A 13,786-nucleotide genomic window follows, 5' to 3' on the forward strand; every position below is an offset into this window, starting at 1 on the left:
TCTCAACCGCCTCCCGGCGCGCCAGCGTCTGGCAGCGCCCCTGATGCAGCCGTTTCTGCGCCCGCGTCATCCGCCGCGCCTTCAACAGCCGTCTCGCCTTCTTCGGACAGGTCTTCTGCTGGAAACTCTTCCGGCCGCGGAATCTGCATGCTGGGCATCAGACGAACGAAGCCGCCGCGCCCTTTATTCATGCCGAACTCGACACGAAGCGTACCGCCGCGCTCAACGACCTCGCCGACAACGATGCCGCGCGGGAAGATCCCGCCTTCGCCAGAAGTGAGAACCCGCTCGCCCAGAATGAAGCTGCCGCGTTCGGGAAGGTCTGTCAGTGTGCCGAGGTCATCGCGGTCGCCGAACAGGATGGCGCGCATTCCGCTCGCTTCGCCCATGACTGGGACACGTGAGTTGAAGTCCGCCACAAGCAACACGCGCGAAGACCGCTCACCGATCTGGACGACGCGTCCGACGAGGCCGCCCTCATTCTCGGCATAGGCGCCGGGCTCTACCCCCTGGAGCGTGCCCGCATTAACGAGGATCGCCTCCCGGAAAGGCCCGTTTGTTTCTGAGGTGATACGTGCCGTGACACCGCGTACGGGCGGCTCACCCATGACGTTCAGCATGTCCTCATAGGCTTCTAGGCGTGCGGCCATGGAAATTGCCACCGAGCGATAGCGGGTCAGTTCGCGCACTTCTGCTTCAAGTTCTCGGATACGTTCGTCGCGGGCGGCTTTGCCGGAGATACGGTCCCAGAGGCCGGGGCGGGCTGAACTTGCAAGCTGGTCAGCGGCCACGGTCCGTGCCGGATCGATCCAGGCGCGCAGGCGCGGAGACGTCTGGGCCAGAAGCACAGCAAACAGCACAACGAGCGCCACAATGAGGGCGTATCGGCGTACTGGCCGGGCTTTCAGTCTTTTTCCACGCAGACGGGCCATGGTTGTCCCTTATTGCCTCCCCACGGCAGGGCTATTCCTGAAGTGAAGCGCGGCCGCGTGCAACCGGGTTTTCAGCGGCGCTGACGTGATCGCGCCCGTTCCTGACCGGTTAGACTTCCGGCGACAGGACGTTGCGCATGCGCACCAGATTCTCGAGCACATAACCGCAACCCTGCGCGACGCACTTCAGTGGGTCGTCAGCGATCATCACAGGCAGCTTGGCCTGTTCGCGGATCACCACGTCGAGATTACGCAGGAGCGCGCCGCCGCCGGTCAGCACGATGCCGCGGTCTACAATGTCAGCAGCAAGCTCTGGCGCCATGGCTTCGAGCGCGAGGCGGATCGCGTCAACGATTTCATTTACCGGGTCAGCAAGCGCCTCGGCCATCATGGCCTCGTTCACTTCAACTTCGTTCGGAACGCCGTCGATGGTGCCGCGACCACGAACAGTGACGGTCAGGCCGTCGCCGCTCTCTGGCGCTTTTGCAGACGCGATTTCTTTCTTGATCCGCTCAGACGACATTTCGCCGATCATGATCTGCTGGTTCTTGCGCAGATAGGACATGATGGCGTGGTCCATCTTGTCGCCGCCAACGCGCACCGAGCGCGAATAGACGATACCGCCCAGCGAGAGGACGGCGACCTCTGTCGTGCCGCCGCCAATGTCGACGACCATGGAGCCTGCAGGCTCCTCAATTGGAAGACCGGCGCCAATTGCGGCTGCCATTGGCTCTTCGATCAACTGGACTTCGCGCGCACCCGCCGCAAGAGCGGACTGGTGGATCGCGCGGCGCTCAACGTTCGTTGCAGAGCTTGGAACACAGATGATGATCAACGGGGATACGAAAGCCCGGCGGTTATGCACTTTGCGGATGAAGTGCTTGATCATTTCTTCGGCGACTTCGAAGTCAGCGATCACGCCATCGCGCATCGGGCGGATGGCTTCCATGTTGAGCGGGGTCTTGCCGAGCATCTGCTTGGCCTGGTTGCCAACCGCGTACACGACCTTGCGGCCGCCCTGGTTCATGTAGGCGACGACGGATGGCTCATCGAGCTTGATCCCCTGACCCTTTACATAGACGAGCGTGTTCGCTGTCCCGAGGTCAATCGCCATATCTGTGGAGAGCATGCCGAGAAGGCTACCGATCATGAGTAAGGTCGCTTCTTTACTGTAGGCACGACCAAATTAGCTGCAGTCGTGCGGAATTTTCTTTGCCAGCCCATAATCCCCATGCAGCCTTATTCTGCGGAAAGCAAGTGAGAGGCTGCCCGAGATCGGTACGCGACGTACTCTATTAAAGTTTCGACAAAATAGGTCTGTACGGCCCCATAAGCTACAGATCGATCACAAGCTCAAAAATGTACGATCCGTACTTTATGGGTTTACCCGCTACCTTCTGCAGCGACGCTCACCGCGTAGAATTGTCATTCAGTGGATCGGCTGCGCGCGACTGATCTACCGCCAAGGCGTTGCGGCGCGCACGCGACAGCTTTCGGCGTGCATCGGCTAGTTCTGCTTCGGCCTTTCGCTGATTGCGTTCGGCTTTTTCAAGATCGCTTTCCGCGCGGCGTACACGCTTTCGGGCGTCCTGAACGTCCTCGCGCTCCTTTTCCAGCGTACGCACGAGACGCGCGACGTTTTTCTCCTGCGCCTCCACACGGGCGTCTGCAGCGGCAAGGGGATCTTTCGGCACAGTGTCACCTTGCGATGTCTGACAGGCAGCAAGCATGATTGAAGCGGCAAGAAAACTGGGCACGAAAGTTCTGTTCATGGGGTAGTCGTCCGGTTGGCGTGTTCAATGAACACGACCAACGACCCCCGCGAAGTTTGCGTTCCTGCGAACCGCAGCTCTCAGGCGGCCAGCCGCTTGAGCCGCCTTGCTTCCAGCTTGTTGAGGGCGTGGATATAGGCTTTTGCGCTCGCCACCAGCGTATCCGGGTCCGACGCGCGCCCGACAGCCATGATGCCCTCGCCGTTCAGCCGGACGCTGACTTCAGCCTGGGCATCCGTGCCGCCGGTAACAGCGTGCACCTGATAGAGGTCCAGCTTGGCCTCATGGTTCACGATCTTGCGAATGGCGTTGAAGACGGCGTCGACGGGGCCGTTGCCGGTGCAGCTCGCTTCCAGAAGCTCTCCATCGACACGGAGCGACAGATCCGCCTGCTGCGGCCCGACGGAGCCGGCAATGACGCGGAGACTATCGAACCCGACCCGTTCACCCATCGCCGACAACTGATCATCGACCAGAGCCAGAATGTCATCGTCGAAGACGTGCTTCTTGCGGTCTGCGAGATCCTTGAAACGGCGAAACGCCTCGTTCAAGGAATCAGGGTCGAGTTCATAGCCGAGCGAGGCGAGCTTGTCCCGGAAGGCGTTGCGGCCGGACAGTTTGCCCATCACCAGTGAGGATTTGGACACGCCAACATCCTCAGGCTTCATGATCTCATAGGTCTCGGTATTCTTCAGCATGCCATCCTGGTGGATGCCGCTTTCATGGGCGAAGGCGTTCTTGCCGACGATCGCTTTATTATACTGGACCGGAAAACCCGTGATCCGGCTCACCATCTGGCTGGCGCGCGCCAGCCTTGTCGTGTCGATGCCCGTTTCGAACGGCAGCGTGTCACCGCGCACCTTGAACGCCATGACGATCTCTTCGAGCGCCGCATTGCCTGCGCGTTCGCCAAGGCCGTTGATCGTGCATTCAATCTGGCGCGCGCCGTTCTGCACCCCGGCAATGGAGTTCGCGACAGCGAGGCCGAGATCATTATGGCAGTGCGTCGACCAGATCACTTTGTCCGCGTTCGGGATGGTTTCCCGCAGAGCCCTGATCAGGCCGCCATATTCGTCGGGGTGGGTGTAGCCTACGGTATCTGGCACATTGATCGTCGTTGCACCGGAGGCAATGGCGGCGTCGATGCACTTGCAGAGAAAGTCGAACTCTGTCCGGGTCGCGTCCTCTGCGGACCACTCAACGTCTTCGACCAGGTTCCGGGCGTGAGCGACCGAGCGCCCAACCGCCTCCAGCACCGCATTCGGCCCCATCTGGAGCTTGTGCTTCATGTGCACGGGGCTGGTGGAAATGAACGTATGGATGCGCGGGCGGGCCGCGTGTCGCACAGCCTCACCGCAGCGGTCGATATCTTCCAGCTTTGAACGCGACAGTCCGGTGATCACCGAAGACTTCGACCGGCGGGCAATGTCCCGCACGGCTTCGAAATCACCCTGCGACGAGGCTGGAAAGCCCGCCTCAATAATGTCGACGCCCATCGTTTCGAGGAGGTCGGCAAGGTCCAGCTTTTCATTATGCGTCATGGACGCGCCTGGCGACTGCTCGCCGTCGCGCATGGTCGTGTCGAAGATCAGGATGCGGTCTTTTTCGGTAGTCATGGACGGGCCTGCGGGGTCTTTTGAGATGTCAGCGAAAGGGCGTTTAAGTCGATCCCCTGACCAGGCGCCGGACCATCAGCGTCCAGCGACCACCAGCCAGGGGCTGCTAAGTAGCAGGTCCGTTAGTCCCTCAAGAGGCAAATTCTTGCGCATGAGTGACCTATTCCGGCTTTTCGCTTGCCCTGTCAACCGGCCTTATGGACATCGGGGAAATGATCTTGCCCGATCTCTGACGGTGCCGGACATAGAGCCAGAGGCCACCAAATATCAGCGCGGCCAGCACTGCGAGCGCGGCTGCAATGAGGGGTGAGCCGGTGATCGCTGACATCAGGCTCTGGCCCGCAAAGGTCACCAGAAGGATCTTGGGAAGCGATCCGATCGCCATACCGCCGAGAAAGGCGAGATAGTTCGCGCGCAGTGCACCGAAGGCCATATTGACGATCAGGAAGGGGCCTGTCGGTACGTTACGTACGATCATGCTGGCCGCAAACGCGTTCCGGCTGACGAACTCGGCAAACCGGGCCGCGCGGCGCCCGGAGAAGCGCGCCACCGCCGCCTCACCGCTGAAGCGGCCCAGCCAGAACGTTACTGTCCCGGACACCATGGTCGCAACCCATGAATAAAGCGCGCCGTTCACCGGACCGAAGGCGACCACAGCCGCCCCGATCAATCCGAACTGCGGCAGTCCGACAAAGGCCGCCCCCGTGAAGAGCGCAATGACCGCCGGGAGCGCCCATGGCGTATCGGCCATTTCCTGCATCTGCGCGATGAAGGCCTCAAGCGAGCCGAGCACGCCTGTCTTGCCGAGCAGGAAAAGCGTTATGACGGCAGCGCCCAACCCCAGGCCCAGCCAGAGTGCCTTGCGCGAACGCGCAGCGGGAATACGGTCGGTCGGGGTCGTCATAACCGCCTCCCTGTCCTCCAGCGGCTGGCTGCGGTCAAGCGATCCTCACAGAACGCCCTGCAGCCTTATTGCGGCGCGCTCATCGGCTTTTCGAACTTCATGAGGAACTGGTCGGTACGACCACGAACGGACTCGTCGAAGACATTCGCATTCAGGTCGTCGCCAGGATTGTCGAGCAGGTCACTCTCGGCAACCAGAACGAAGCCGGCTTCGCGGCCAAGGTCCCGCACGATCTGCGGATCGATACGGTGGGTCTCACCACCAATGGTCGCCGGAGCGCCTTCAGGGGCTGTGTGATCAAGAACAACAAAGCTGCCGCCCGGCTTCAGGACGCGGAAGATTTCAGGGAAGGAGTCATCGGGATTGGCGACGAGCGGCTCTCCATTCTCTGGCGTGTACCAGAGCTCATGCGGCCCCTGGAACCAGGTCACAACGTCGACGCTCTCATCTTCCAGCGGGAAGCTGTCAAAGTCGGCGCGCAGATATTCGACATTATCCAGCCCATCCATCCGGATCTCGGCAGCATCCCCAAGGAAGCCATCAAAGGCCGCCGGGTTCTGCATGTAGAGGGTCGCATCATCGTTGAGATAGCGCGACAGGATCTCGGTGAAGTAGCCGCCACCTGCTTCAAGCTCGAGGACAGTTTCATCCGGTTGAAGGCCCGTAAACTCGATCACACCGGCAGGGCGGCGCAGCTCATCGCGCTCGACATCGGTTTCAGGCCGTTCGCTGCTTGCAATCGCACTTTGAAGGCGCGCTGCATCGACACTTGGCGATGACATCATCGGCGGAAGGGGCGCTTCGGCCGGTGGCAGATCATCGCCGCTTTGCGTGGCACAGGCGCTTGCCAAAAGAAGCGCGCTCAGTCCTGTCAGACGCTTGATCATGCTCAAATCCTCCTTCGAAAGGCGATGCATCGTGACGAGTGGGATAAGCGCTTCGCCAGTCGCAGACAATGGAAAAGCGAAACTTCCCCACTTGCAGTGACTGACAGGAAACCGCCACATTCCTGACGTGTTGTATAAACGTTACAGGATTACAAACCTTCAGTGAGGTCCCGAAAGATGAAAGCCACAAGCCTGCTACTCGCCGGACTGGTCAGCGTCTCTGCATTCGCTTTTGCGCCGACGGCATCTGCGCAATTTGGACCGGAGCGCATCGCCAAGCCGGATGCGGACGAGCTCTACGCCGACCGCGCCATGCAACAGGGTTGGTATGATGATGCGTTGGAGCGTTATTCTGCAGCCTGCGAAGACAAGAGCCAGCAACGTGAAGTCTGGTCCCGTAATTGTCGCAAGGCCGGGAACATCTACCGCCGCGGCCTCGGCGTCGAGCAGGACTATGAACGCGCACGCGAGCTTTACGATACGTCCTGCTTCGATGGCCGCGATGCAGATAGCTGCCTTGAGCAGGCGCATGTCAGCTTCACCGGCAATGATGGAAATGAAGACCTCGAATATGCACGCCGCCTCTACAAGCGCGCCTGCGATCTTGGCGACCAGACCGGCTGCGGGGGCTATGGCTCCATGCTCTATCGCGGTCAGGGCGGCATCATGCAGCGCGAAGAAGGCAAGGATTATATCCAGCGCGCCTGTGAAATTGGCGACACCTGGTCGTGTGAGCGCGCGCGGGGTTATGGCTTTCCTGATCGGCGCGGCCTCTAGGGGGGCGAGCGTAAATCGCGACTATCTGGAGATAGATAAAATTTAAAACCTGCGATTACGCCAATATTTGCTTTCGGTTGGTAAGTACGGCGCATGACGCAAGGCTATCGCCTCCTTGAAGCCGATAATGGCGCCGTTTCACGAGCCCTGATTTTCTTCGGGTTCGTGATCGCCGCCGCCCTGTCGCTTTCGGTCCTGTTCGCTGTCCTGGTGATCAAGTTCTTTGGCGTCCCGGCGGGCGATTCCGACTTCATGATAATGACGATCGTCATTGCCGCCTGCGTTGCGAGCCCGATGGCAGGCCTTGCTGCCCAGAACCAGTACCGGGTCGATCGCTACCAGATGACACTGGAAGCCATGGCGTCCACGGACCCTCTGACCGGCCTTCTCAATCGCCGGTCCTTCAAGACGCTGGCCGAAGAAGAACTCGCCCGTATGGAGCGTACCAAGAACAGCGTCTACGTCGCCCTCTTCGACCTAGACCACTTCAAGGGCGTCAACGACACGCATGGTCATGCTTTTGGAGACCGTGTCCTCGTGGCCGTCGCCAATCTCAGCCACGCTGCATTGCGCGGCCCGTTTGACCGGCTCGGGCGCTGGGGCGGTGAAGAGTTCATTATCCTGTTGAGCGATGTCACACAGGAGCAAGCGGAGAGCGTTTGCGAACGTCTTCGCAAGCGCATTGCAGGCTCCGACCTCACCTTCAACGGCAAGACCACGCGCGTGTCGGCGAGCTTCGGCCTTGCAAAACTCCGCCCGGAAGACGGCCTCCAGGCCTCCATCGAGAAGGCTGATGGCTTCCTTTATGAGGCCAAGAATGGCGGGCGGAACTGCGTGCGCAGCGAACCAAGGATCCGCAGCGCCGCCTAGCGCGGGCAGCCTGCTTGCGACCTCCAACCTATTGTGAACCCACATCGCGGCTCATACATTGAGCCCGTGATGATACCATTTTCCGTTCTCGACCTCGCCCCGATCGTTGAGGGCAGCAATCCGCAGGATGCGCTCGCCCGTGCCCGGCGCCTTGCCACGCATGCCGACCGGCTCGGCTACAATCGCTACTGGCTGGCCGAACACCACAACATGCCCGGCATTGCGAGCGCCGCAACGGCCGTGATGATTGCCCATGCAGGGCAGGACACACAGAATATCCGCCTCGGTGCTGGTGGCATCATGTTGCCGAACCACGCGCCGATCATGGTCGCCGAACAGTTCGGGACGCTGGAAGCCATCTATCCCGGCCGCATCGATCTCGGCCTTGGCCGCGCACCGGGCGGCGACCAGCTCGTTTCACAGGCCCTGCGCCGCACCATGGTTGGCGGCGAAGATCGCTTTCCCAAGGAGGTCATGGAGCTGCAGGCTTTCCTCGGCCCGGTCCAGCCGGGTCAGCGCGTGCAGGCCGTGCCCGGCGGCAATACCAATATCCCGCTCTGGATCCTCGGTTCGTCGACATTTGGCGCGCAGCTGGCGGCCTATCTCGGCCTGCCCTATGCGTTCGCCTCTCACTTTGCCCCGCAGCAGATGAAGCAGGCGATCTCGATCTACCGCGAGACGTTCCAGCCGTCAGAGCAGCTTAAGAAGCCTTATGTGATGCTGGGCTACAATATGATTGCAGCCGATAGCGACGATGAGGCCGACCGGCTCGCCTCGTCGCTGCGCCGGACATTCGTCAATCTGCGCCGGGGCACACCGACACGCCTCGCCCCGCCTGACCCGTCCTTCGATGCGGAAATCCAGCCGCACGAACGTACTATGCTGGAGTCGACCCTCGCCTGCACAGCCATTGGCTCACCAAGAACCGTCAGTGAGAAGGTCGAAACGTTCCTCGCCGATACCGGAGCTGACGAGCTGATCCTGTCGGCCCATATATTCGACGAGAAGGCGCGGCTTCGCTCATATGAAATCGCTGCCGAAGTCCGCGAAAGCCTCAGCGCATCGAAAGCAGCCGAGTAGGGTTCGCTAAAGATTTACTGGCGGGAGATGCACTGGCGCGTTAGACCGCGCGCCCATGCTTAGATCCCGCCTCCTTGCCATGCCGGTGCTGATTGCCGCCTTCGCGATTGCGATGGGCGCAGTCATCGACGCGCTTGTAAAAGGCGTCGCACCCGGCGCAGGCCTGCACCATCTGCTCGCCTGGCGGTTTCTTTTCGGCGGGGTCATTGCCGGCGCGGTCTTCCTCGCCAAGAAGCGCCCACGCCCCTCCAATGAAGCGATACGGTTTCACACCATGCGAGGGCTGCTCCAGCTCTTCTGCGCCTTCACCTTCTTCTATGCGCTAACGCAGCTGCGCCTTGCCGAAGCCACCGCGCTTGGCTTTACCGCAGCACTAATGGTTGCGCCTGTGGCCCGCCTGGTGATTGGTGAAAGGCTGAGCGGCGTTGCCGTACTTGCTGCCCTGATCGGATTTGGGGGTGTGGCGCTCGCCGTATTCGGCTCCAATCCGGAAGGGAGCACAGCCCCCGGGGAACGCACGCTTGGCTATGTTGCGTTGTTCAGCTCCACCATCGGTTACGCCTTCGTCCTGGTCTTCCTGCGGATGCGGGCGCGCCATGAAGACGCGACGACGATCGCCCTCTTCACCAATATCGTGCCGGCCATCGCGCTCCTGCCGGTCACGCTTGGCCTGTTTGGCTGGCCATCACTTTCCTACATCCCCTTCTTCCTGCTGCTGGGGCTGCTTGGCTATTCGGTCTGGTACCTGATGACGCTGGCCTATGCGCAGGCCGAAGCGCAGGTGCTGGCGCCATTGGAGTATACCGCACTGGTGTGGAGCGCCCTGCTCGGGCTTTTCTTCTTCGATGAATGGCCGGGCCCGGCGCTCTGGATCGGCGCAGTCATCATCATCGGAAGCTGTCTTCTGGTCGCCTTTGAAAGCCGCTTCCGGACACGGCGCGGCGCAAGGATGCCCGCAAGCGACCTGCCCGAATAGTCGGCTTCGGTGTCGCCCCTCCTTGCACCCGTGCTAGCAGCTTGAAGACACGCGCTCTGCCGTTGCGGTCAGCATGACGGGCACGTTCTCGCTCGCTGTACCGGTCCAGCCAGTTGCGTTGAGCACGGCCGTGTCGGCGCCAACCTGAAGACGGCCTTCCAGCTCTCCATCAGGACCACCGGCGCATTGCAGCGTGAAATCATAGCCACCGGGCGTCAGCTCGCTGTCGGTAATGCGGCAGCGTGAATTGATGTCGTTGAAGAGCTGGTCGAAGGAGCTTTGCGACATGTCCGGACCAACACAATACTGGCCGCGGTCGCCTGCCGGGATGGGGCCGATCATGTAGCGCGCCTGATAGGACCAAAGACCCTCAGCCACGTTGGACTGGGCATAGGCCGGGGCCGTCGCCGCAGCAGCAATAGAGGCAAGCGCCAGGAGGGACATACGAAGGGTCATGGAAGCCTCTCAGCAGCGTCGGTTTTCTACGCGCTGAAGATGCGCCTGCCCGCGACGGGCGGCAAGATAAAGTGATTTAATCTGGTGTTCAGCCATCATTCAGGGCTGGCTCAAACCGCAGAACAAAGTCGATGACTTTCGCAGCGGGCATCTCACACGGCTTCAGCCGGGGCTCACCTGCCACGCGGTATAGGTTGAAGCTGACGTGGTCATCGCCGCCAAGCGCTTCGCCGTAGAGTTTCACACGCCTGCCGTCCGCAGACCGCTCGACCGTGACACCCCAACTGCCCCCGCAATAGCTGCCACGGCTATAGCCAGTGGGCAGCTTTGCGAGGGCAATCAGGAATTGCTCATCCAAGCCTAGTTACGCGACTTGTCGACAAGGCGGTCATTCTGCGCCCACTGCATCATGCCGCGCAGCTTCTCGCCGACTTCCTCGATGAGGTGATCGTTCATGCGGGCGCGTTTGGCGTGGAAGCCCGGTGCACCAGCCTGGTTTTCCAGCACCCAGTTGCGCGCGAACGTGCCGTCCTGGATGTCGGTCAGGATCTTCTTCATCTCGGCCTTGGTCTTGGACGTGATGACGCGCGGGCCGGAGACATACTCACCGAATTCGGCCGTATTGGAGATCGAGTAGTTCATGTTGGCGATGCCGCCCTCATAGATGAGGTCGACGATCAGCTTCGTCTCGTGGAGGCATTCAAAATAGGCCATTTCCGGCGCATAGCCTGCCTCGACCAGCGTTTCGAAGCCTGCCTTGATCAGCTCGACGATACCGCCGCAGAGCACGGCCTGCTCACCGAAGAGGTCCGTCTCGGTCTCTTCGCGGAAGCTGGTCTCGATGACGCCCGCGCGGGTATTGCCGATGGCTTTGGAGTATGAGAGCGCCACGTCTTTTGCGGTGCCGGTCGCGTCCTGATGGATCGCGATCAGGCCCGGCAGGCCGAAGCCGCGCTGATACTGGTCACGCAGCGTGTGGCCAGGGCCCTTTGGCGCCGACAGCGAAATATCGACATTCGCGGATGGGCGGATGAGATTGTAGTGAATGTTGAAGCCGTGGCCGAACATGATGTGCTGGCCGTCGCGGACATGCGGCTCGATCTCGTTTGCCCAGAGGACAGCCTGCTTCTCGTCCGGGATGAGGATCATCACGACATCGGCCCACTTGGTCGCCTCTGCCGGGGTCATCACTCTCAGGCCTTCAGCCTCGGCCTTCTTGCGGCTGGCGGAGCCTTCCTGAAGACCGACGACGATGTCAGCGACGCCGCTGTCACGGGCGTTGAGCGCATGCGCATGGCCCTGGCTGCCATACCCAATGACGGCAACTTTCTTCTTGGTGATGAGGCCGAGATCGGCGTCCTGCTCGTAATAGACTTTCACAGCGTGTTACTCCTGACTGTTTGAATTCGTCCGCAATCGGAAGTATTTTCTGATTGCGGCCATGGGTGGGTAAGGGCGCGCATTGGCGCAGCTAAATTCGTCCGCGCTGATGCGCTGCGAAATTGAGGCCAGCAATTTCTGAAGGTCGTAAGAGAAGGCAGAAGTCATTCCGAAGTCCGCCGGGTGCCTATCATCAAAGATCACCCAACTCGTATCCGGAAAGAAGGTCGAAAGGGCGGCGCCGTCCTCACTCTTCGTGAACAGTGCCCCTTTATCATCGAGCACATATTCTTCCTGCGGGAGCTTTTGATCACTCATGTCGAGCTGAGACAACGATACCGCCAAACCCGACTCTTGGTCTGTAAGCGCTGTCTCGCCCACGCTACAAATACTGTTCTCGCGCAGAGCCTCCGCCGAGCTGGTTGGAAGTTCCAAGATCCGATAGGCGGCACTCCAAGCGTCGCCCTCGCGCGTAAATTTCCAAAGGGAACTCCCCCACGCGCTATGGGCACCGTAGAATTCGTGGACGATCGAGAAGCCATCGGGTCCGAGCTGTTGGTTCAGCTGCGGCCAGAAGTGTTGTTGAATATCTTGCGCCAAGCTGATGCGAGTCTCGAGATACTCATCAAACTGAACATCAGAGTAAGCCGCCGGAGCGATGATGGCAGAGAACGCCAATGAGAGCATGAGAGCTTTCAATTCTTGCTACTCCTTTGAATTTCTTAAACTAGTGATCTCTTCAGAAACGCTGACCAATCGCGCCCTGATATCCTCGAATTGCTCGGCATGTTTCGCATCGAGCGTCGGCTCGGGGGGAACTTCGCGGACGCTGGTGGACCGGTCGCAGTCGATGCGACTGGAAAAAAGCTCGGTCGTTAAAGCAACAATATGGCGCTCGAAAACATCATATTGCGCCTCGAAATCGGCGATCATTTCGGGAGATGCCTTCGATGAACGCACGTCAGCGAGCGAGATAAAATATTCCAGATATCTAGCCTCAAACCGCTCGTCGTCATGTAAGCGAACACCGGTGATAGTTGGGTGGCTGCTGTCGCGTTCAAAAAATTGAGGAACAGCTTCCCAATCGAGTTCGACCAGCGCATTCAGCGCCAGGGCAGCGTCACTGGAAACCGTGAACGCGTCATCGATGCAGACAAATCCCGGCCTATCATCCGACAGCGTATCAATTGCCCAGTAGCCTTTATTGCCGATAGGAATTTGTCCATCGACACGCCGCCCCTTCCACAAGCCTGTATAGTCTCGCGCGAATCTGAAAACGGTCGCCGGCGTCCTCGTATCCCAATGCTCATGCCGGTCGAAGACGAGCTCTAACGACACGTCAGCGTCACCGCTTTCTGGCAGCAGGTATTGAACAGTGCGATCAGCGCTTAGAGCGTCGAGCTCCCTCTGAATAAGAGCCGATTTCTCATAGACGGTCGGTGCCGCATTCGATTGACCAGCCGCCATTAGCGCCAGCGGCGCGCATGTGAGCGCCAAAAACGAATACGCCGCCACCGCCATCATCCCGCATCCTTGCCGCGGCGGATGGATAGGACGCCTGTGCGGCTCACTTCGACGAGGCCGAGTGGCTCCATCAATTCGCAGAACTGGTCGATCTTTTCCGATGCGCCGGTGATCTCGAAGATGAAGCTCTCATTCGTCGTATCGATGACGCGCGCGCGGAAGATTTCAGCGATGCGCAGCGCCTCGACGCGGGGATCGCCCTGCCCTGCCACTTTCACGAGCGCAAGCTCACGCTCGATGCCGCGTTTGGATTTGGTGATGTCGATCACCGCCGCCACGGGCACGAGCCGCAGGAGCTGCGCCTCGATCTGTTCGAGCATGTGCGCCGTGCCGGTCGTCACGATGGTGATGCGGGAGCGGTGCTTGCCGCGGTCCACTTCGGCGACGGTCAGGCTTTCGATGTTATAGCCGCGCGCAGAGAACAACCCGACAACGCGGCCAAGCACGCCCGGCTCGTTGTCGACGAGGACGGCGAGCGTGCGGCGCTCTTCGACCTCTTCGGCGTGGTCCATGTCATAGGCGCTGGCGGGGATCGGTTCCTTGCTCATGCGCGGGCTCCTGCGGTGTCGTTCTGCGCGGCTTCATCCTTCGACAGGCTCAGGATGAGGTCGC

General features: G+C 60.4%; 16 protein-coding genes. 4 read left to right on the forward strand and 12 right to left on the reverse strand.

Annotation, left to right across the window (positions count from 1 at the left end; translation table 11 throughout):
• Positions 1-2 precede the first annotated feature (2 nt).
• From KUV46_02570 to KUV46_02595, 6 genes are all read right to left on the reverse strand, one after another.
• Positions 3-932, reverse strand: a complete 930-nt coding sequence (locus KUV46_02570) for a rod shape-determining protein MreC (protein QYJ01287.1) — start codon at positions 930-932, stop codon at positions 3-5.
• 109 nt (positions 933-1,041) lie between these two features.
• A complete protein-coding gene (locus tag KUV46_02575) occupies positions 1,042-2,082 on the reverse strand; it encodes a rod shape-determining protein (GenBank protein QYJ01288.1) in 1,041 nt (346 codons plus the stop codon).
• 259 nt (positions 2,083-2,341) lie between these two features.
• Positions 2,342-2,704 (reverse strand): hypothetical protein, encoded by a 363-nt coding sequence (locus KUV46_02580; GenBank protein ID QYJ01289.1) that lies wholly within the window; start codon positions 2,702-2,704, stop codon positions 2,342-2,344.
• An 80-nt stretch (positions 2,705-2,784) separates the two neighbouring features.
• On the reverse strand, positions 2,785-4,320 hold the full coding sequence (locus KUV46_02585; protein QYJ01290.1) for a 2-isopropylmalate synthase: 1,536 nt from the start codon (positions 4,318-4,320) through the stop codon (positions 2,785-2,787).
• A 160-nt stretch (positions 4,321-4,480) separates the two neighbouring features.
• On the reverse strand, positions 4,481-5,224 hold the full coding sequence (locus KUV46_02590; GenBank protein ID QYJ01291.1) for a VTT domain-containing protein: 744 nt from the start codon (positions 5,222-5,224) through the stop codon (positions 4,481-4,483).
• 65 nt (positions 5,225-5,289) lie between these two features.
• A complete protein-coding gene (locus tag KUV46_02595) occupies positions 5,290-6,111 on the reverse strand; it encodes a methyltransferase domain-containing protein (protein ID QYJ01292.1) in 822 nt (273 codons plus the stop codon).
• A gap of 177 nt (positions 6,112-6,288) precedes the next feature.
• Here KUV46_02595 and KUV46_02600 point away from each other — a divergent pair, with 177 nt between their 5' ends.
• The 4 genes from KUV46_02600 to KUV46_02615 all read left to right on the forward strand — a co-directional run bounded on the left by KUV46_02600 (position 6,289) and on the right by KUV46_02615 (position 9,814).
• On the forward strand, positions 6,289-6,888 hold the full coding sequence (locus KUV46_02600) for an SEL1-like repeat protein (protein ID QYJ01293.1): 600 nt from the start codon (positions 6,289-6,291) through the stop codon (positions 6,886-6,888).
• Between the two features lie 93 nt (positions 6,889-6,981).
• On the forward strand, positions 6,982-7,758 hold the full coding sequence (locus KUV46_02605) for a GGDEF domain-containing protein (GenBank protein QYJ01294.1): 777 nt from the start codon (positions 6,982-6,984) through the stop codon (positions 7,756-7,758).
• A gap of 69 nt (positions 7,759-7,827) precedes the next feature.
• Positions 7,828-8,838: an LLM class flavin-dependent oxidoreductase gene (locus KUV46_02610; GenBank protein QYJ01295.1), complete on the forward strand. Its 1,011-nt coding sequence runs from the start codon at positions 7,828-7,830 to the stop codon at positions 8,836-8,838.
• Positions 8,839-8,893: 55 nt separating this feature from the next.
• Entirely contained in the window at positions 8,894-9,814 is a 921-nt protein-coding gene (locus KUV46_02615; protein QYJ01296.1) for a DMT family transporter, read from the forward strand.
• Positions 9,815-9,847: 33 nt separating this feature from the next.
• On the opposite strand, the gene KUV46_02620 is transcribed toward KUV46_02615, so the two are convergent.
• The 6 genes from KUV46_02620 to ilvN form a co-directional block, all read right to left on the reverse strand.
• Entirely contained in the window at positions 9,848-10,270 is a 423-nt protein-coding gene (locus tag KUV46_02620; protein QYJ01297.1) for a DUF3617 domain-containing protein, read from the reverse strand.
• A gap of 88 nt (positions 10,271-10,358) precedes the next feature.
• Positions 10,359-10,628, reverse strand: coding sequence for a hypothetical protein (locus KUV46_02625; GenBank protein ID QYJ01298.1), 270 nt, complete (start codon positions 10,626-10,628; stop codon positions 10,359-10,361).
• A 2-nt stretch (positions 10,629-10,630) separates the two neighbouring features.
• A complete protein-coding gene (ilvC, locus tag KUV46_02630) occupies positions 10,631-11,650 on the reverse strand; it encodes a ketol-acid reductoisomerase (protein QYJ01299.1) in 1,020 nt (339 codons plus the stop codon).
• Between the two features lie 6 nt (positions 11,651-11,656).
• Positions 11,657-12,349: a hypothetical protein gene (locus KUV46_02635; GenBank protein ID QYJ01300.1), complete on the reverse strand. Its 693-nt coding sequence runs from the start codon at positions 12,347-12,349 to the stop codon at positions 11,657-11,659.
• A 6-nt stretch (positions 12,350-12,355) separates the two neighbouring features.
• Positions 12,356-13,174 carry a hypothetical protein gene (locus KUV46_02640; protein QYJ01301.1) on the reverse strand — a complete coding sequence of 273 codons (819 nt, stop codon included), beginning with the start codon at positions 13,172-13,174 and terminating at the stop codon, positions 12,356-12,358.
• The gene (gene ilvN, locus KUV46_02645) at positions 13,171-13,722 is read right to left on the reverse strand and encodes an acetolactate synthase small subunit (GenBank protein ID QYJ01302.1); all 552 of its coding nucleotides are present in this window, start codon (positions 13,720-13,722) and stop codon (positions 13,171-13,173) included. The genes KUV46_02640 and ilvN overlap by 4 nt, the downstream gene beginning before the upstream one ends.
• Between the last annotated feature and the right edge of the window lie 64 nt (positions 13,723-13,786).

It is taken from the genome of Thalassovita mediterranea (assembly GCA_019448215.1).
In the GTDB taxonomy this organism is placed as follows: domain Bacteria; phylum Pseudomonadota; class Alphaproteobacteria; order Caulobacterales; family Hyphomonadaceae; genus Henriciella.

Bases quoted from the DNA above. Each gene is read 5' to 3' on its own strand.
- KUV46_02585 (QYJ01290.1), bottom strand. From the start codon at position 4,320: ATGACTACCGAAAAAGACCGCATCCTGATCTTCGACACGACCATGCGC.
- KUV46_02580 (QYJ01289.1), bottom strand. From the start codon at position 2,704: ATGAACAGAACTTTCGTGCCCAGTTTTCTTGCCGCTTCAATCATGCTT.
- KUV46_02620 (QYJ01297.1), bottom strand. From the start codon at position 10,270: ATGACCCTTCGTATGTCCCTCCTGGCGCTTGCCTCTATTGCTGCTGCG.
- KUV46_02615 (QYJ01296.1), top strand. From the start codon at position 8,894: ATGCTTAGATCCCGCCTCCTTGCCATGCCGGTGCTGATTGCCGCCTTC.
- KUV46_02600 (QYJ01293.1), top strand. From the start codon at position 6,289: ATGAAAGCCACAAGCCTGCTACTCGCCGGACTGGTCAGCGTCTCTGCA.
- KUV46_02590 (QYJ01291.1), bottom strand. From the start codon at position 5,224: ATGACGACCCCGACCGACCGTATTCCCGCTGCGCGTTCGCGCAAGGCA.
- ilvN (QYJ01302.1), bottom strand. From the start codon at position 13,722: ATGAGCAAGGAACCGATCCCCGCCAGCGCCTATGACATGGACCACGCC.
- KUV46_02610 (QYJ01295.1), top strand. From the start codon at position 7,828: ATGATACCATTTTCCGTTCTCGACCTCGCCCCGATCGTTGAGGGCAGC.
- KUV46_02640 (QYJ01301.1), bottom strand. From the start codon at position 13,174: ATGATGGCGGTGGCGGCGTATTCGTTTTTGGCGCTCACATGCGCGCCG.
- KUV46_02570 (QYJ01287.1), bottom strand. From the start codon at position 932: ATGGCCCGTCTGCGTGGAAAAAGACTGAAAGCCCGGCCAGTACGCCGA.
- KUV46_02605 (QYJ01294.1), top strand. From the start codon at position 6,982: ATGACGCAAGGCTATCGCCTCCTTGAAGCCGATAATGGCGCCGTTTCA.
- KUV46_02575 (QYJ01288.1), bottom strand. From the start codon at position 2,082: ATGATCGGTAGCCTTCTCGGCATGCTCTCCACAGATATGGCGATTGAC.
- KUV46_02595 (QYJ01292.1), bottom strand. From the start codon at position 6,111: ATGATCAAGCGTCTGACAGGACTGAGCGCGCTTCTTTTGGCAAGCGCC.